The sequence below is a fragment of the Aeromonas sp. QDB39 genome (assembly GCF_027707585.1).
Classification (GTDB): Bacteria; Pseudomonadota; Gammaproteobacteria; order Enterobacterales; family Aeromonadaceae; genus Aeromonas; species Aeromonas hydrophila.
Window position 1 is genome coordinate 1 of the sequence record NZ_JAPCIV010000043.1, and the last position, 16,063, is coordinate 16,063.

General features: G+C 62.9%; 16 protein-coding genes and 1 pseudogene. 10 read left to right on the plus strand and 7 right to left on the minus strand.

Features of this window, described 5'->3' with window-relative positions; translation table 11 throughout:
• Window positions 1–76 precede the first annotated feature (76 nt).
• Window positions 77–856 (plus strand): annotated as a pseudogene (locus PG899_RS20250) (MFS transporter); the annotation flags it as partial.
• 191 nt (window positions 857–1,047) lie between these two features.
• Here PG899_RS20250 and PG899_RS20255 read toward each other — a convergent pair.
• Together PG899_RS20255 and ftnA are read right to left on the minus strand one after the other, a co-directional pair.
• On the minus strand, window positions 1,048–2,232 hold the full coding sequence (locus tag PG899_RS20255) for an NAD(P)/FAD-dependent oxidoreductase (protein WP_179101508.1): 1,185 nt from the start codon (window positions 2,230–2,232) through the stop codon (window positions 1,048–1,050).
• A 160-nt stretch (window positions 2,233–2,392) separates the two neighbouring features.
• Window positions 2,393–2,917, minus strand: coding sequence for a non-heme ferritin (gene ftnA, locus PG899_RS20260; RefSeq protein WP_016348910.1), 525 nt, complete (start codon window positions 2,915–2,917; stop codon window positions 2,393–2,395).
• Window positions 2,918–3,126: 209 nt separating this feature from the next.
• Between ftnA and PG899_RS20265 the strand changes: the two genes are divergently transcribed.
• A complete protein-coding gene (locus tag PG899_RS20265) occupies window positions 3,127–4,917 on the plus strand; it encodes a GGDEF domain-containing protein (RefSeq protein ID WP_077097711.1) in 1,791 nt (596 codons plus the stop codon).
• 16 nt (window positions 4,918–4,933) lie between these two features.
• On the opposite strand, the gene fabV is transcribed toward PG899_RS20265, so the two are convergent.
• Window positions 4,934–6,121: an enoyl-ACP reductase FabV gene (gene fabV, locus PG899_RS20270; RefSeq protein WP_077097709.1), complete on the minus strand. Its 1,188-nt coding sequence runs from the start codon at window positions 6,119–6,121 to the stop codon at window positions 4,934–4,936.
• Window positions 6,122–6,586: 465 nt separating this feature from the next.
• On the opposite strand from fabV, the gene PG899_RS20275 reads away from it, so the two are divergent.
• Both PG899_RS20275 and trpS read left to right on the plus strand, forming a co-directional pair.
• On the plus strand, window positions 6,587–7,021 hold the full coding sequence (locus PG899_RS20275) for a universal stress protein (protein WP_010635648.1): 435 nt from the start codon (window positions 6,587–6,589) through the stop codon (window positions 7,019–7,021).
• 191 nt (window positions 7,022–7,212) lie between these two features.
• Complete coding sequence (gene trpS / locus PG899_RS20280) at window positions 7,213–8,226, plus strand: tryptophan--tRNA ligase (protein WP_270697603.1); 1,014 nt, start codon at window positions 7,213–7,215, stop codon at window positions 8,224–8,226.
• Here trpS and PG899_RS20285 read toward each other — a convergent pair.
• Window positions 8,205–9,179, minus strand: a complete 975-nt coding sequence (locus tag PG899_RS20285) for a LysR family transcriptional regulator (protein ID WP_042064403.1) — start codon at window positions 9,177–9,179, stop codon at window positions 8,205–8,207. The two genes, trpS and PG899_RS20285, sit on opposite strands and share 22 nt — an antisense overlap.
• Window positions 9,180–9,270: 91 nt before the next feature.
• Between PG899_RS20285 and PG899_RS20290 the strand changes: the two genes are divergently transcribed.
• A complete protein-coding gene (locus PG899_RS20290; protein ID WP_016348905.1) occupies window positions 9,271–10,170 on the plus strand; it encodes a DMT family transporter in 900 nt (299 codons plus the stop codon).
• On the plus strand, window positions 10,155–10,316 hold the full coding sequence (locus tag PG899_RS20295; protein ID WP_016348904.1) for a hypothetical protein: 162 nt from the start codon (window positions 10,155–10,157) through the stop codon (window positions 10,314–10,316). Before PG899_RS20290 ends, PG899_RS20295 begins: the two co-directional genes overlap by 16 nt.
• Window positions 10,317–10,454: 138 nt before the next feature.
• On the opposite strand, the gene PG899_RS20300 is transcribed toward PG899_RS20295, so the two are convergent.
• Window positions 10,455–10,913, minus strand: a complete 459-nt coding sequence (locus PG899_RS20300) for a DUF6314 family protein (protein ID WP_077097705.1) — start codon at window positions 10,911–10,913, stop codon at window positions 10,455–10,457.
• Window positions 10,914–10,956: 43 nt separating this feature from the next.
• On the opposite strand from PG899_RS20300, the gene PG899_RS20305 reads away from it, so the two are divergent.
• Window positions 10,957–11,811 (plus strand): carboxylate/amino acid/amine transporter, encoded by an 855-nt coding sequence (locus tag PG899_RS20305; RefSeq protein WP_073352238.1) that lies wholly within the window; start codon window positions 10,957–10,959, stop codon window positions 11,809–11,811.
• Window positions 11,812–11,818: 7 nt separating this feature from the next.
• Here PG899_RS20305 and PG899_RS20310 read toward each other — a convergent pair whose 3' ends face one another.
• Both PG899_RS20310 and PG899_RS20315 read right to left on the minus strand, forming a co-directional pair.
• Entirely contained in the window at window positions 11,819–12,682 is an 864-nt protein-coding gene (locus PG899_RS20310; protein WP_024945897.1) for a GGDEF domain-containing protein, read from the minus strand.
• 70 nt (window positions 12,683–12,752) lie between these two features.
• Window positions 12,753–13,466, minus strand: a complete 714-nt coding sequence (locus PG899_RS20315) for a 3-deoxy-D-manno-octulosonic acid kinase (protein ID WP_011704082.1) — start codon at window positions 13,464–13,466, stop codon at window positions 12,753–12,755.
• A gap of 164 nt (window positions 13,467–13,630) precedes the next feature.
• On the opposite strand from PG899_RS20315, the gene PG899_RS20320 reads away from it, so the two are divergent.
• The 3 genes from PG899_RS20320 to rpoZ all read left to right on the plus strand — a co-directional run bounded on the left by PG899_RS20320 (window position 13,631) and on the right by rpoZ (window position 15,966).
• Window positions 13,631–14,713: a glycosyltransferase family 9 protein gene (locus PG899_RS20320; protein ID WP_077097715.1), complete on the plus strand. Its 1,083-nt coding sequence runs from the start codon at window positions 13,631–13,633 to the stop codon at window positions 14,711–14,713.
• Window positions 14,714–14,984: 271 nt separating this feature from the next.
• Window positions 14,985–15,611 carry a guanylate kinase gene (gmk, locus tag PG899_RS20325; protein ID WP_016348898.1) on the plus strand — a complete coding sequence of 209 codons (627 nt, stop codon included), beginning with the start codon at window positions 14,985–14,987 and terminating at the stop codon, window positions 15,609–15,611.
• 79 nt (window positions 15,612–15,690) lie between these two features.
• Entirely contained in the window at window positions 15,691–15,966 is a 276-nt protein-coding gene (gene rpoZ / locus PG899_RS20330) for a DNA-directed RNA polymerase subunit omega (protein WP_005307060.1), read from the plus strand.
• Window positions 15,967–16,063 lie beyond the last annotated feature (97 nt).

Below are 16,063 nucleotides of genomic sequence, written 5' to 3' on the forward strand. Positions count from 1 at the left end.
TGCAAAGTAAAATGGAGGGTTTTCTTGCCGCCAAGGATCTGATGGCGCAGGGGATCAAGATCTGATCAAGAGACAGGGGCTGGCCCAGTCGCTGTTCCAGATCGGCGGCAACCTGGGCTCGGCCATAGGCCCGCTGCTCGCCGCGCTGATCATAGTGCCGCAGGGCCAGGGTAGCGCGGCCTGGTTCTCGCTGTTCGCCCTGGTCGGCGTCATCGTGCTCAGCCTAGTCGGACGCTGGTCCAGCCACCACGCCGCCAACTTCCATAAACGGATGAAGGCGCACCTCGGCCACGGCCTGAGCCGTCGCCAGATCGGCTGGTCGCTGGCCATCCTCGGCCTGCTGATGTTCTCCAAATTCTTCTACATGGCCAGCCTGAGCAGCTATTACACCTTCTACCTGATGGACAAGTTCAGCCTGTCGCTGGACAGCGCCCAGCTCTATCTGTTCGCCTTCCTGTTTGCCGTCGCGGCGGGTACCGTGCTCGGCGGGCCAATTGGCGACCGCATCGGCCGCAAACGGGTGATCTGGATCTCCATCCTCGGCGTCGCCCCCTTCACCCTGCTGCTGCCCCATGTCGACCTGTTCTGGACCTCGGTGCTCTCGGTCATCATCGGCCTGATCCTGGCCTCGGCCTTCTCCGCCATCCTGGTCTACGCCCAGGAGCTGGTCCCCGGCAAGGTCGGCACCATCTCAGGCCTGTTCTTTGGCTTCGCCTTCGGCATGGGAGGCATAGGGGCGGCCCTGCTGGGCCAGCTGGCCGATGCCACCAGCATCGAAACCGTGTACAGGGTCTGCGCCTACCTGCCGCTCATCGGCTTGCTGACCGCGTTCTTGCCAACCCTTAGAAAGGGATAGCGAGCCACCGCGCGAGGGATGAAACCCATAAAAAACGCGGCCTGAGCGGCCGCGTCTGGAAGTGGATGAGAACGAGGGTTGGTCAGCAGTACTGGCCAGCCCCCCCCCCAGCCGCCGGGGCTACAGCCCCACTGGAAGTTGCCCCCCAAAGGCCGCAATCGCGCTCATCGACGATATAGAAGCATCTTCCATCAGCAGTACTGGCCGGCTACCCAACCGGAAGACCAGGCCCACTGGAAGTTGTAGCCACCGAGCCAGCCGGTCACGTCCACCACTTCGCCGATAAAGTAGAGACCGGCCACCTTGCGCGCCTCCATGGTCTTGGAGGAGAGCTCGTTGGTATCCACCCCCCCCAGGGTCACTTCGGCGGTGCGATAACCCTCGGTGCCGTTGGGCAGGATCTGCCAATCCCCCAGCAGGGTGGCCACCGCCTCCAGCTCCCGCTCGTTGTACTGGCGCATCGGCTTGCTGACCAGCTGGCCCAGCTCCACCAGCTTGTCGACGAAGCGCTTGGGCAGCTCGCGTCCCAGCACGGTTTTCAGCTCCTGCGCCGGATGGGCCTGGGCCCACTCCCTGAGGGTGGCGGCGATGTCGAGCTCCGGCAGCAGGTTGATGTGGATCTTCTCCCCCGCCAGCCAAAACGAAGAGATCTGCAGGATGGCCGGGCCGGAGAGGCCGCGATGGGTGAACAGCATGGCCTCCTTGAAACAGGTGCCATCCTCGGCGGTCACCGCCACCGGCAGGCTGACCCCGGCCAGATCGGCGAAGGCCTCTTTCTCGGCCTGATGCAGGGTAAAGGGCACCAGCCCGGCGCGGGTCGGCAACACCTTGAGGCCGAACTGCTCCGCCAGCTTGAAGCCGTAGGGGGTGGCGCCGAGTTTCGGCATGGAGAGGCCGCCGGTGGCCACCACCAGCGAGTGGCAGCTGATCTCCCCCTGACTGGTGGTCAGCACGAAACCCTCGTCACTCTTGCTGACGGCGAGGATCTCGGTCTGGAACTGCAGGGCCACGCCGGCCCAGTCACACTCGGTCAGCAGGATGTCGACGATCTCCTTGGCGCTCTCGTCACAGAACAGCTGGCCCAGGGTCTTCTCGTGATAGCTCAGGCCGTGCCGGTCCACCAGATCGATGAAATCCTGCTGGGTGTAGCGCGCCAGCGCCGACTTGCAGAAGTGGGGGTTGGCCGAGAGGAAGGCGTGGGGGCCGGCCTGATGGTTGGTGAAGTTGCAGCGGCCGCCGCCGCTGATGAGGATCTTGCGGCCCGGCTTCTTGGCGTTGTCGAGCACCAGCACGGAGCGGCCCCGATAACCGGCCTGGGCCGCACACATCAATCCGGCCGCCCCGGCGCCGATCACCACCACATCAAACTGCTTCATCATCACTCACTCATCAAAAGAAAAACGGCCCCTTTATACGAAGACCGTCATTGTATCCGGCAAAAACCAGCACCGCGGTTTCATGGCTGCCGCAATAGCAAACGGCCCCTGTTGAGAGGGGCCGTCATTGTACTGGCTGAACACTAAGTGTCCACGACTATCAGGCGTTGCCATCCATGATGCTGGCAGGGGCGCCCTTGGCCAGCTCGGCCAGCTCCTTGTCGATGAAGTAGAGGCCCTTGCCGTCTTCACCCACCAGCGACAGGCGGTCGACGATACTCTTGAACAGCTTCTCCTCTTCATGCTGCTCGGCCACGTACCACTGCAGGAAGTTGAAGGTGGAGTAGTCCTGGGTGGTGAACGCCACGTGGGCCAGGCCGTTGATGCACTTGGTGATGTGGTATTCGTGCTCGAGGGTGGTACGGAAGATGTCACCCAGCGACTTGAACTCGTGGGGAGGGGCATCGATGGCACCCAGCAGCGGCATGGCACCGGTCTCGCTCACGTAGGTGAACAGGCGCTCCATGTGCTGACGCTCCTCGACGGCGTGCTGGCGCAGGAAGTTGGCCGCCCCCTCGAAGCCCTTGTCCTCGCACCAGGCGCTCATCTGCAGGTAGAGGTTGGAGGAATAGAATTCAAGATTAATCTGCTCGTTCAACTTCTCGATCATGGCTTTGGCCAACATGATGATTCTCCACTGTGATTTGGTCACGATTGTCGCCACAGTTTCGTTATGAAGCAACCAGATACCGCTGCCCAAGCTCTCAGTTGTGACAGCTTTTCGCCTCATCCTATCCCCCATACGGTTATAGAGAAGCAAAGAAACATGGTGTAGGTGGATTCAGCCATTATGATGGCGCCAGTGGTCGGGGAAAGGATTCAATGAGATTCATAATGGCACTGGCGCTGCTCTGGATGACCCAGCTGCAGGCCACTCCCTCCTTGCTGAAAGAGGCTGAACTGCAGGCGGCGCGCGATCCCGTTGGCTATCTGCAACGCCTCGACGCCAACCCGCAGCAGGACATGGAGCAGTTTTACGCCAGAGCCCTGGCCCAGGCCTCGCTGGGGCGCTATCCGCAAGCCCTGCTCGACAACGCCCGTGCCCGCGGGCTGGCCAGTGCCCAGCAGGAGACCCTGCGCCTGCTCGACTTCCGCTTGCAGCAGATCGCCCTCACCCTGGATACCGAAGCGCCGGATCAGGCGCTCACCCTGCTGGAGCAGCTCAAACCCGCCGTCGCCGGTCATCCGCAGCAGACCTCCGAGTGGCACGCCCTGAACGGGCTCGCACTCTATCGCACCCAGCAGCTCAGTGCAGCGATCGCCGAGCTCAAGACCGCCTTTCGCCTCAAGCAGACGATACCAGACTCCACCATCGCCAGCCTACAGTGCGCCCGCCTGCTGATGACCCTCGGCAACCTCTATGCCGACCTCAATCTGGCACGGGAGGCCGAAAGCTATTACCTGGAGGCGCTGCAGCGCATGGTGCAGCTGGACGAACCCAACAGCCAGACCATCATCCGGGCCAACATGGCGCGGCTCTATATCGATACCGATCGCCCCGCCCAGGCCAGACGGCTGCTGGACAATCTGCTGGCCAACCCGGCGCTGGCGCCGGACTACCGTGCCATCATCCTCGGCTATCAGGCCATGGCGCTCAATGCCGAGCGCGACTGGGCCGGCGCCCTGCGCGCCTTGGACGAGGCGCAGGCGCTCTATCAGCAACTGGGCTACCCGGAAGCCGGGGTGCGTCTGCTGGAGACCCGGGCCAGGGCACTGCAGGGCAGCGGCGAGAAACAGCTGGCGCTGCAACTGCTGACCAGCCAGGGGCCCGCCGGTGCCGGCAGCAAGGCCTTGCAGGCCAGCCTGCTGGCGGATCAGGGGCGCTACCCCGAGGCCTACCAGGCACTCAATGAATACGTGAACGACTACAAGCAGCACTTCAACCAGACCCTGAGCCAGCATGCCGCCGCCTTCCAGGCCGAGATGGATCTGGCCCGCAGCGAGGCCAGCAACCGGGTACTGCAACAGGAGAACGAAAACAAGCGCCAGCAACTGCTGCATCAGCAGAGCGCCCGCCACTACCAGCTGGCGCTGGTCGGCCTGCTGGCCAGCGCCCTGCTGCTGCTGGGCGTCACCACCCACCGGCTGCACCGCAGCTCGCGCCACCTCTACAAGCTGGCCACCTTCGATCAGCTGACCGAGCTGCCCAATCGCCGCGCCCTGCTGGAACGGCTGGCTACCCAGTGGCAGCAAGAGGGCCCGCTCACCCTGCTGATCATCGACATCGATCACTTCAAGCAGATCAACGACCGTCACGGCCATCAGGCGGGAGACAGGGCCATTCAGCGGCTGGCGCGGGAGCTGAGATCCTGGGCACCCGACCTGCAGCTGGTCGGGCGCTGGGGCGGCGAGGAGTTTCTGGTAGCGGTGCCGCTGCCGGCGGCGGATTGCTGGTATCTGGCAGAGCAGCTACGCCAGCGCATCGGCCAGATCGACAAACCCCGCATGACCATTAGCATCGGGGTAGCCGGCCGCTCGGCCGCCGACGACGGGCTGGGCCAGCTCATCCACCGGGCCGACATGGCCATGTATCAGGCCAAGCGCCAGGGCCGCAACCAGACCATCCTGGCCGCAGAGCCGAGCAACCCGGAGCAGCCGGAGGCCCTGGCCAGCAGCGTGGCCTGACCTTCAGCCCCCTAGCTCAGGGCAGCAACTCGGTCAGCGAGGCCAGATCCACCGGTGCGCCGTAGTCGACACCCGGCAGCTCGAAGCCATTGAGCTGCATGAAGTCCTGGCGCAACCCGGCAAAATCCCCCAGCCCATGGAAGTTGTCCGGCGTAACCTTGGACCAGAGCGCCGAGACGGCGGCCTGAATGGCGGGGTCCAGTTCGTGGTCATCCATCCGGATCAGCCGGTTGCCGTCGGCCACCACCCCTTGCGGGCCGTACATCTTGGTGGCGAACAGCCGCTGCATCTGCTCGATGCAGCCCTCGTGCACGCCACGCTCCTTCATCACCCCCATCAGCAGTCCCAGATAGACCGGCAGCACCGGAATATAGGCGCTCGCCTTGGTCACCAGCGCCTTGCAGACCGATACCCAGGCGTGGCCGCCAAGCTCCGCCAGCTGCAGGTTGATGGTCTCGGCGGTGGCGTGCAGATGCTCCTTGGCATAACCGATGGTGCCGTCCCGATAGAGGGGGTAGGTCGATTCTGGGCCGATATAGGAGTAGGCCACGGTTTGCGCGCCGGGTGCGAGGCAATCCGCCTGCTGCAACGCCTGTAGCCAGAGCTGCCAGTCCTCGCCGCCCATCACGCTGACGGTGTCGCGGATCTCCTCCGGGGTGGCCGGATCCAGCGCCTGCTGCACCAGGGTGTCCTGTTCCAGATCCAGTCCCCAGCCGCTGAATGGCTGGCCGGTGGTCTTGAGCACGGAGCGCACTTGCGTGCCGTCAGGCAACACCCGGATGCCGCTCGCCAGCGAGTAGATCACCAGATCCACCTGCCCCAGCTGCTGGCGGATGGTGTCGATGGCCTGCTGGCGCATCCCGGTAGAAAAGGCATCCCCGAGCAGATTGATGGCGATACGGCCGGCCTGCTCCGCCTCCTTGCGAAACCAGATGTTGTTGTACCAGCCGGCGCTGCCCGGCCCCTTGTCGGAGGGGCCCCGCTCGAACGATACGCCGACGGTGTCGGCACCGGCCCCGAAGGTCAGGGCGATGCGCGACGCCAGCCCGAAGCCGGACGAGGCGCCCAGCACCAGCACCCGTTTCGGCCCGTTGAACGGGCCCGCCGCCCGGATCCGCTCGATCTGCTGCAGCACGGCGGCACGGCAGCCGATGGGATGACAGTTGCGGGCGACGCAGCCCTGGATCTGTGGGTGAATGATCATCAAGGAGTCTCCAAGGAATCAATACGATACGCAAAATGACAGTGCAGACCGACCCGCATCCAACCGGGATCCGGTGTTCAATGGCCGGCGACGGTCTGCCAAAGGAACTGGCTACAGCATAACCAAGCGAGACGGGATTACCTTGATGTCGGGCGGAATATCGGCGAGAAGGCGGCAGAAAAACAAAAGGGAGCGCGAGGCTCCCCAAAGCGGTATTCAGATGCTTTTTGTTGTTTTGTGTTCATTGCGAAGCACGGGCACATCCTATGCCTGTCACCGGTCGCAGGCAAGCCGGCGGGTGTGACCTGCTTCAAACTCCTGTTCGATTTATAGCCAGTTTATTGGCTGTCGTTGGCGACAAGCTCCATAAGAAACTCATTTAAATCCCAAAACTGTGCCGGGGACACCATTTTAGTTTCAGCAGACATTGGTATAGTGGACTCAGGATCAGTGAGGAGAACTCCCATGAATGGAACCTATTACAAACACATACTGGCCGCGATCGACCTGTCGGAAGACAACCGCAAGGTGATCGAGAAGGCGGTCGACCGGGCCCGCTCCAACGGCGCCAAGCTGTCGGTGATCCATGTCGATGTGGACCTCAAGGATCTCTACACCGAGATGATCGATATCGACATCGACAACGTGCAGGATCAGGTGATCGCCGAAGCGAAAGAGAAGCTGGAAGCCTTCCTGGCCTCGGTGGACTACCCCATCGAGAAGAAGCTGGTGATCTGCGGTGATTTGAGCGAGCGGGTCAACCAGGCGGTCAGGGATTACCAGATCGATCTGCTGGTGTGCGGCCACCGCCAGAGCTTCTGGAGCCTGCTCACTTCGAGCGCGCGCCAGCTGATGAATACCGTGCCCTGCGATCTGCTGGTCGTCCCCTTGCAGAAGTGATCAAACAGGCGTAGTTTGATTTGCCATGAATATGACCTCATTCAATCACAACTACTGGTGGTGCTGCTCTTAAACAGGCGGCACTGCTTTTCTATGTAATATTTCCCAAAGAAAACACCGTGACCGCCGAGAGGTGGTCATTGTTTTCATCCCTTTGTCGCCTCCCGGCTCACCCAACTGGAGAGAGTGACATGCACAACCCCGTTATCCTGACCGGCGACCGTCCCACCGGCAAACTGCACATCGGCCACTACGTCGGCTCGCTGCGCCAGCGCGTGGCCGCCCAGCACCATTACCGCCAGTTCGTGATGATCGCCGATCTGCAGGCGCTGACCGACAACGGCCACAACCCGGCCAAGGTGACCGACCACGTGCTGGAGGTGATGGCCGACTACCTGGCCGCCGGCCTCGACCCGACCAAGACCACCTTCTGCCTGCAGAGCGCCCTGCCCGCCCTCGCCGAGCTGACGACCTATTACCTCAACCTGGTCAGCGTCGCCCGGCTGGAGCGCAACCCCACCGTCAAGGCGGAGATCCAGCAGAAAGGGTTCGAGCGCAGCCTGCCCGCCGGCTTCCTGATCTATCCGGTCAGCCAGGCCGCCGACATCACCGCCTTTCGTGCCACCCATGTGCCGGTGGGTGAGGATCAGCTGCCGATGCTGGAGCAGACCAACGAGATAGTGCGCCGCTTCAACACCCTGGTGTGCAAAGAGGTGCTGACCGAGTGCCAGCCCATTCTGAGCGACACCGGTCGCCTGCCCGGCATCGACGGCAAGGCCAAGATGTCCAAGTCCCTCGGCAACACCATAGAGCTCGGCATGTCGGCGGAGGAGATCAAGCAGGCGGTGTTCGCCATGTATACCGACCCCAACCACCTCAAGGTGAGCGATCCGGGTCAGGTGGAGGGCAATACGGTGTTCGCCTATCTGGATGCCTTCCACCCCGACAAGGCACTGGTGGCCGAGATGAAGGCCCACTACCAGCGCGGCGGGCTGGGAGACATGCGCTGCAAGCAGGTGCTGAACGACTGCCTGCAGACCCTGCTCGCCCCGATGCGGGAACGGCGCGAGGCGGCCATCGCCGACAAGCGCCAGTTGCTGCGCCTGTTGCAGCAGGGCACCGAGCAGGCGCGCGCCCTGACCGACGAGGTGCTGGCCGAGGTGAAGGGGGCGATGGGGCTCGACTACTTCGCCGGACTGAACTGATCCGCCCCGCGCTGCGCCGGGCTGCCGAGCGCATCCGCGCCGTAGCGCTCGAACGCCAGCCGGTGCAACAACCCCTTGAACCAGCCGATCGCCTCGTCGTGGGCGGTGAGCGGGTGGCCCGCCATCAGATAGACGATGGGGATGTCGGGGTCCAGCTGGTGCAGTCGCAGCGGGTAGTAGCGGCAGAAGTGGCGCCCGATCATCTCGGGCACCACCACCAGATAGCGGCCGGTCGCCATCAGCGGCGGCACCGCCATAAAGCTCGGTAATCGGACACCCAATTCACGCTCCACCCCGAAGCGGGCCAGCCAGAGATCCACCATGGCCTGGCTGTGGCCCCAGCTGGAGGTGTGGATGTGGGGCCGGCTGACCAGATCGTCCGGCCCCAGCACGTCCGGCAGCTCGCTGCCAAGGGGCGACAAACAGACCAGCGGGTTGTTGAACCAGGGCTCACGCCACAGCCGGGGCGAGAGGTGATTGGCATCGGCGAAGCCGATCACCAGATCCAGCTCCCCCTTCTCCAGCTCCCGCTCGTAGTCGCTGTCGGCCAGCTCGCACACCTCCAGCCGGCAGTGCGGGGCATGCCGGTGCAGCCGCTCCACCAGCGCCGGCACCAGCCCATGTTCCACCGAACCCGGAGTGGCGATGCGAAAGATCCGCCGCGCACTGGCGGGGTCGAACCCCTTGGCCTGCCGCAACCCCTGCTCCAGCATGGCCAGCGCCTGGCGCACCGGGCCGGCCAGCGCCTTGGCGCGCTCGGTCGGCATCATCTCGCGCCGGCTCATCACGAACAGGGGGTCGTCCAGCGCCGTTCGCAGCCGCCCCAGCGCATGACTGACGGTGGACTGGGAGAGGTGCAGCCGCTCGGCGGCACGGGTGACGTTGCGCTCCTGCATCAGCATGTCGAACACAGTGAGCAGGTTGAGGTCTAGGCGGGAAAGGGGCAGTTCCATCGATATTGGCCATGGTCGGATGACGACAATTCATTTTTGGCATAGTAGCAGATTGCATAGAATGCGCAGGCGAATTACATCGGAGATTAAAATGCGTAGCTATCTGTTGTTGCTGGCGATTGGCCTGTTGTGGGGCTCCCAGTTCATTTTCATGCATCAGGCCGTGACCGAATTGCCCCCCATCATGGTGGCAGCGGGTCGCGCCTTGTGTGGCAGCCTGACCCTGGGTCTGCTCTGCCTGTTCATGCGTCTCAAGAGCGAGCACACCCCGTGGCGTACCTATATGCTGATCGCCCTGCTCGATGCCACCCTGCCCTTCATCATGGTGGCCTGGGGTCAACAGTATGTGGATAGCGCCATCGCCGCCGTGGTAATGGGTTGTATCCCGTTTGTCACCATCCTGATGGCACCCTTGTTGGTTTCCGGTGAAAAAATCACCAAGGGCGGTCTCGTCTCCGTGGTCATCGGCTTCGTCGGCGTGCTGGTGCTGTTCTGGCCGAAACTGGCCAGCGGCATGAATGCCGGCCTGCTCGGCGCCATGGCCATCCTGTTCGGTGCCAGCTGCTTCGCCATCGGCCTGCTGATGATCAAGCGCTTCGCCAAGGACCACCCGGTGGTCGTGGCACGCAATATCCTGATCTCTTCGGCCATCCAGCTGCTGCTGGCCGCGCCGTTCGTCACCGATCTGAGCGCGCTCACCATGCCGAGCCAGCATGCCATCGGCGCCGTCGCGGTGCTCGGGGTGTTCTGTACCGGTCTGGTCTACTTCCTCTACATGGCGCTGATCCAGAAGGCGGGCCCGACCTTCGCCTCCTTCAGCAACTACCTGGTGCCGCTGTTTGGCGTCATGCTGGGTGCCCTGTTCCTCGGCGAACAGATCCAGTCCACCACCGGCGTGGCACTGGCCCTGATCCTGGGCTCGGTCGCCCTCAACCAGTGGGCTCAGCAGCGCCGCGTCCAGCGGGAGGCTGCCCTATGTCAGGCATCCTGACCACGCTCTGCGGCGGCCTGGTGGTGATCGCCGGCTGGCAGTATCGCCAGCGGCTGATGGGTCTGCTCGGACTGCTGATGGTGCTGCTGCCCTGGTTCTTCGACAGCAAGCTGCAAGCCATGCTGAGCTATGCGCTGAGTGCCTGACATCCATCTCTGAATGTGTGACGAGAGTGTATCTCTCCTGTTTTTGGGACCGTTTTTCAAAAAAACCTCCGATTTGTCCCTTCTACCGGCGCTCTGCGCCGGTTTTTTTATGCCTACCTTGCCCCGTCCTGCCGCCAGTCACACCCGATAGCGATAACTCAGCCGCTCGTTCTTGCGCGGGCCGGTGATCTGCCAGCCGAGCAGAAAGCCGTCCCCGGTCGACGTCAGCTCGGCGCTGTAGTGATCCTGGCCGCACAGGTGGGGCTCGGCGGTGAGCCAGCGACCATCCGCCTGAGGCAGCAGCTCGAACAGCACCACCGGCTGCTCGTAGCGCAGATGTGAGAGCCGGATCCCCCGCTCGCCACGCTCCCACCAGAAGCGGTTGTGCATGGTCAGCACCCGGCCATGGGGCGTGGTGTAGCGACCCTGCTCGGCAAACAGCCAGCCACCCTGATGATCGGTCACCGTCACTTCCCCCTCGCCACTGCCACACCAGTCGGTGGCGGAGCCTTCCCCGTTGCTCGCGGTAAAGGCAAATGCTCCGATCTGTGGCAACTGGCGCCATAAACGCTGGATCAAGACTTCCATCTCGGCCATCATAGCCCCCTTCAAAATTGACAACTGACGACAAATCAACCACATGAACTACTTGATAGGGGTTACCCTGCTCTGGTCATTCTCCTTCAGCCTGATCGGGGTCTACCTCGCCGGTCAGGTGGATGCCTACTTCTCGGTACTGACCCGCATCGTGCTCGCCAGCCTGGTGTTTCTGCCCTTTCTCAGACGGCGCTGGTTGCGCCCCGACCTGGTGGCCAAGCTGATGGCCCTCGGCGCTACCCAGCTCGGCATCATGTATCTGTTCTATTACCACTCCTTCCTGCTGCTGACGGTGCCGGAAGTGCTGGTGTTCACCATCTTCACCCCCATCTACGTCACCCTGATCCATGACCTGCTGGAGCGGCGCTTCAAGCCCACCTATCTGTGGGGAGCCTTGCTGGCGGTGCTGGGGGCGGCCGTCATCCGCTTCGACGGGCTGACCGAGAGCTACGTGCTGGGCTTCCTGGTGGTGCAGGGTGCCAACATTTGCTTCGCCATCGGCCAGGTCGGCTACAAGGTATTGTTGGCACGGGAGAAGGAACAGCCCCCACAGCTCGCCGTGTTCGGTTGCTTCTATCTGGGCGCCCTGGTCGTGGCCCTGCCCGCCTGGTGGCTGCTGGGCACGCCGCAATACCCCACCAGTACCCTGCAGTGGGGCATTCTGTTGTGGCTGGGGATAGGCGCTTCCGGGCTTGGTTACTTCTTGTGGAACAAGGGGGCGACCCAGGTCAGCAGCGGTGTGCTGGCCATCATGAACAACGCCCTGATCCCGGCGGGTCTGCTGGTCAATCTGCTGCTGTGGGGCAAGGATACCGACCTGCTCAGGCTCACCCTGGGCGGCCTGCTGATGCTGGCCTCCCTCTGGGTGTGCCAGCGCCATGGGGTAAGTGAGCGCTGACTAAAAATCAGCCAACGACGGTGTTGTGCTCCCGTCTGGCCTGACCGTGGCAGGTAGCCAGCCGGGCCAGCAGGTGATCGATCTGCTCGCCAGCCTGGCTCTGCACCAGGCCGATGCTGACGGTCACCGGTCGCTGCGGCAGCAGGCTGGCATCGGCGATCTCGAGCCGCAGCCGTTCGGCAATCTCGAGGCCGCTCAGCCGATCGGTCTGGGAGAGCATCAGGATGAAGCCGTCTTCGTCCCAGCGGGCGAAGGGGTCTTCCCGTCGCAGCTCGTGACGCACGATGCGGGCCAGCTTGGCCAGCATGGCATCGCAGGCCACCTCGCCGAACAGCTGCTGGATCTTGGCCCTGTGGTCGACGCTGAATTGCAGCAGGCTGAAGCTGCCGCTCTCGCTGGCTAGCCGCTCATCGAGCAACAGCTCGAAGTGGCTGCGGCTCTCCAGCCCGGTGAGGGGATCGGTGCCGTGTCGCTCTTCCACCAGCAGTGCCTGTGAGTCGAGCAGACGCACCACCCCCAGCACCTGGCCGTGAACATCGCGCCTGGCCCGCTCTTCCAGCCGGACATAGTGGCCATCGTGATGCAGGATGCGGTATTCGAGCCGGATCTGGGCCACCCGCCCGCTCTGGCAGGCGGTCAGCGCCTCCTGCAGGCTCCCCACGTCGTCGGGGTGCACCCGCTCCAGCCAGCCGAGATCGTCCAGACCGGCTTCGTTCAATCCCAACAGCCGCAAACAGGAGAGATCCCGCTGCACGCCCTGCTGCGGGCTCCAGCTCCAGAGCCCTGCCTCCAGCAAGGCGATGGCATCCGCCATCAGCGCCAGATCAAACCGGGTAATTGCCTCCCTGAGGGGAGCCTTGAGCATGTCCATCGAGCGCCTCGACACCGAATCTGAAGACCTTCTCAATAAGTAACATTGGCTCTCGTGCCGAGCAACAGGGTCAGCTCGCTTTTCCTTGATAGCCGTTCATCAGGGCCTGCCAGTTCTCCGGTACGAAGTGAAAACTGGTATGCAGTTGGGACTCCTTGTTGAAGGAGCGCAGCAACCGTTCCAGGTTGGCCTGCTGCCAGTTGCCGGGAGAACGGATGGCGCCCTTGTCGAAGTCGATCACCCACACCTTGCCCTCCTTGTCGAGCAGCAGGTTGTGGCTGTTGAGATCGGCGTGATAGACCCCGGCGTCGTGCAACCGGCGCACCGTCTGGCCCACCTTGTGCCACACCTCGCCGGCGATCGGCCCCTGCTTGAGCAGGGCGACCAGATCCTTGGCGCCACGGATGCGCTCGATCAGGATGTCAGCCCGATAGAAGGGGCCCTGCTTGGCCATCCGGGCGGCAAACGGACGCGGCACCGGCAATCCCTGAGCACTCAACTTGGCCAGCAGCGTGTATTCGGCCATGGCCCGGCTCGATTCGACCCCTTCGAACCAGAAGCGATCCCGCACCACCTTGCCCACCATGCCACCGCGATAGTAGTGACGCAGCACCAGGTGGCGGGATTCATCCTTGACGAACCAGGTCACTCCGCGGCCGATGGAAGACCCCACCACCTGGCGATGTGTCTGCCACCAGGCCGGATCAAACAGCTCGGGAGAAGGGTCGCGAAACGCCCCTTCGGCGTACCAGCAGATCTGGTTGTGTTCGGTCTGAATTTGCATTTTTGGCGATTCCGGTCGGTCAGTCATGGCTACACAAGGCAAGGGCAGGCAACAGCAACACGGGCCTTGTCAGGGGCACCGGCTGCCGGTCGTGCGCAATTTTACAATCCACGGGGGAGTTTGCATAATGCCATCCATCCATTTTGCCACCATTGCGCCACATCATGCCGCTGTTCCAAACGCCGCCCTCCTCCATCTGCATCCTGCGGCTCTCCGCCATCGGCGACTGCTGCCACGCGCTGGCGCTGGTGCGCGTCATCCAGCGGGCCTGGCCGACGACCCGCATCACCTGGATCACCGGCAAGATTGAAGCGACGCTTTTTGCCGATCTGCCCGGGGTCGAAGTCATCGCCTTCGACAAGAGCAAGGGCTGGCGCGGCTATCGCGAGCTCTGGCAGACCCTCAGGGGACGCCAATTCGATGCCCTGCTGCACCTGCAGGCGGCCATGCGGGCCAGCATCGCCACCCTCGGCATCAAGGCCAAGGTCAAGCTCGGGTTTGATCGGGAGCGGGCCAGCGACGGCCAGTGGCTGTTCACCAACCACAAGGTGCCATCCCCCGCCTCGCCCCACGTGCTGGACGGCTTTCTCGCCTTCGCCAAAGAGCTCGGAATAAAGGATCTGACCCCGGACTGGCAACTGCCCATCAGCGCCGAGCACCAGGCCTGGGCGAAAGAGAAGGTCGACGGCAAGCCGACCCTGCTCATCTGCGCCGCCGCCAGCAAGGCATTCAAGAACTGGACTGCCGCCGGTTATGCCGCGCTGGCGGATCATGCCGCTGACAGAGGTTTTCAGGTCTATCTGTGCGGCGGGCCGGCCAAACTGGAGCGGGATCTGGCCGCCGACATTCAACGGCTGAGCCACAGCAAGCCGGTGGATCTGGTGGGGCAGACCAACCTCAAGCAGTTGCTGGCGCTGATCAAGGAGGCCAGTCTGGTGCTGGCCCCCGACACCGGCCCCACCCACATGGCGACCCTGGTGGATACGCCGGTGCTCGGCCTCTATGCCCACCACAACCCGGAGCGTACCGGCCCCTATCTGTGCCGTGACTACGCGGTCAGCGTCTATCAGGAGCTGGTCGAGCAGGAGACCGGCAAACCGCTGGCCGAGCTCGGCTGGCGCACCCGTCTCAAGGATCCGGACGCCATGAGCAAGCTCACCCGCGAACGGGTCATCGCCGCCTTCGACCGGCTCTGCGCCGATCGCCAGTTGCCCGCCGGACAGCAACTCGGAATTTCCGAGCAGTGAAGCAGGGATAATCTGCTGGCCCGCCCGCACGGTGGCAGGCAGAATGGCGGCTGATGTGGGTGACGCTCCCGCAGCAAGCTACGAATACTTTGATCGGCTGGAATATGATTCCGGCCGTTTTTTTATCCGCCACCTTCTGTTAAAATTCGCCGCCTTTACATCCCTCTTAATTCAAGAATTTTCCGCGTTTTGGATTTGGCTGTCTCCCTTTCGGGCACAAGACGGCGGCCTCTGCTACAACCAAAACACGGTCTCGCTTAAAGGTACAGACATGGCGCAACAAGGCACTCTCTATATCATCTCCTCCCCGAGCGGAGCGGGTAAATCCAGCCTGCTCAACGCCTTGCTGACCCAGCACAACAGCGCAGGCAAGATGCAGCTGTCGGTTTCCCACACCACCCGCGCCACCCGTCCCGGTGAAGAGCACGGGGTGCACTACCACTTCGTCAAGGTGGAAGAGTTCAAGGCGCTGATCGAGCGCGGCGACTTTCTGGAGTGGGCCGAGGTGTTCGGCAACTACTACGGCACCTCCCGCGCCGCCATCGAAGCCTGCCTGGCGCAGGGGATCGACGTGTTCCTCGACATCGACTGGCAGGGCGCCCGCCAGATCCGCGAACAGATGCCGACCAAGTCCATCTTCATCCTGCCACCCAGCCGCGAAGAGCTGGAGCGTCGCCTGATCGGCCGCGGCCAGGACAGTGCCGAGGTGATCAAGGGCCGGATGGAGAAAGCCATTGCCGAAATGGTGCACTATGACGAGTATGACTATGTCATCATCAACGAAGACTTTGAGCAGGCACTGTTCCAGCTGAGGGCTGTCATCGAGTGCCAACGGCTGGAATTGCGCCAGCAGCAGCAGGCCCAACAAAACTTGCTGCAACAGCTACTGGCAGAATAGGCCAAAAACAAGTAAACTTTTGCGTCATTTTTAAACACCGCTTTTTTAAACCGAGAAAGCCCAAACACTGGAGTCCTGCATGGCACGCGTTACTGTAGAAGATGCTGTAAAACAGGTAGGTAACCGTTTTGACCTGGTGCTGGTCGCCGCCCGCCGCGCCCGCCAAATCGCGGTTCAAGGCAAAGATCCCCTGGTTGACGAAGAGAACGACAAGCCGACCGTGATCGCCCTGCGCGAGATCGAACTGGGTCTGGTGAACAACCAGGTGATGGACACCCAGGACCGTTACGAGCAGCAGGAGCAGGAAGCCGCCGAGCTGGCTGCCGTTGCTGCCATCGCCGAAGGCCGCGGTTAAGTCAGTTATTTCTTATAGTCGGCGCCCGCCCGGGTGCCGACTGTTCTCCCCCATTTACAACCGCTCGAAAACCTCGCAAACTCAGGACTATACCCTC

Bases quoted from the DNA above. Each gene is read 5' to 3' on its own strand.
- PG899_RS20255 (WP_179101508.1), bottom strand. From the start codon at position 2,232: ATGAAGCAGTTTGATGTGGTGGTGATCGGCGCCGGGGCGGCCGGATTG.
- ftnA (WP_016348910.1), bottom strand. From the start codon at position 2,917: ATGTTGGCCAAAGCCATGATCGAGAAGTTGAACGAGCAGATTAATCTT.
- PG899_RS20265 (WP_077097711.1), top strand. From the start codon at position 3,127: ATGGCACTGGCGCTGCTCTGGATGACCCAGCTGCAGGCCACTCCCTCC.
- fabV (WP_077097709.1), bottom strand. From the start codon at position 6,121: ATGATCATTCACCCACAGATCCAGGGCTGCGTCGCCCGCAACTGTCAT.
- PG899_RS20275 (WP_010635648.1), top strand. From the start codon at position 6,587: ATGAATGGAACCTATTACAAACACATACTGGCCGCGATCGACCTGTCG.
- trpS (WP_270697603.1), top strand. From the start codon at position 7,213: ATGCACAACCCCGTTATCCTGACCGGCGACCGTCCCACCGGCAAACTG.
- PG899_RS20285 (WP_042064403.1), bottom strand. From the start codon at position 9,179: ATGGAACTGCCCCTTTCCCGCCTAGACCTCAACCTGCTCACTGTGTTC.
- PG899_RS20290 (WP_016348905.1), top strand. From the start codon at position 9,271: ATGCGTAGCTATCTGTTGTTGCTGGCGATTGGCCTGTTGTGGGGCTCC.
- PG899_RS20295 (WP_016348904.1), top strand. From the start codon at position 10,155: ATGTCAGGCATCCTGACCACGCTCTGCGGCGGCCTGGTGGTGATCGCC.
- PG899_RS20300 (WP_077097705.1), bottom strand. From the start codon at position 10,913: ATGGCCGAGATGGAAGTCTTGATCCAGCGTTTATGGCGCCAGTTGCCA.
- PG899_RS20305 (WP_073352238.1), top strand. From the start codon at position 10,957: ATGAACTACTTGATAGGGGTTACCCTGCTCTGGTCATTCTCCTTCAGC.
- PG899_RS20310 (WP_024945897.1), bottom strand. From the start codon at position 12,682: ATGGACATGCTCAAGGCTCCCCTCAGGGAGGCAATTACCCGGTTTGAT.
- PG899_RS20315 (WP_011704082.1), bottom strand. From the start codon at position 13,466: ATGCAAATTCAGACCGAACACAACCAGATCTGCTGGTACGCCGAAGGG.
- PG899_RS20320 (WP_077097715.1), top strand. From the start codon at position 13,631: ATGCCGCTGTTCCAAACGCCGCCCTCCTCCATCTGCATCCTGCGGCTC.
- gmk (WP_016348898.1), top strand. From the start codon at position 14,985: ATGGCGCAACAAGGCACTCTCTATATCATCTCCTCCCCGAGCGGAGCG.
- rpoZ (WP_005307060.1), top strand. From the start codon at position 15,691: ATGGCACGCGTTACTGTAGAAGATGCTGTAAAACAGGTAGGTAACCGT.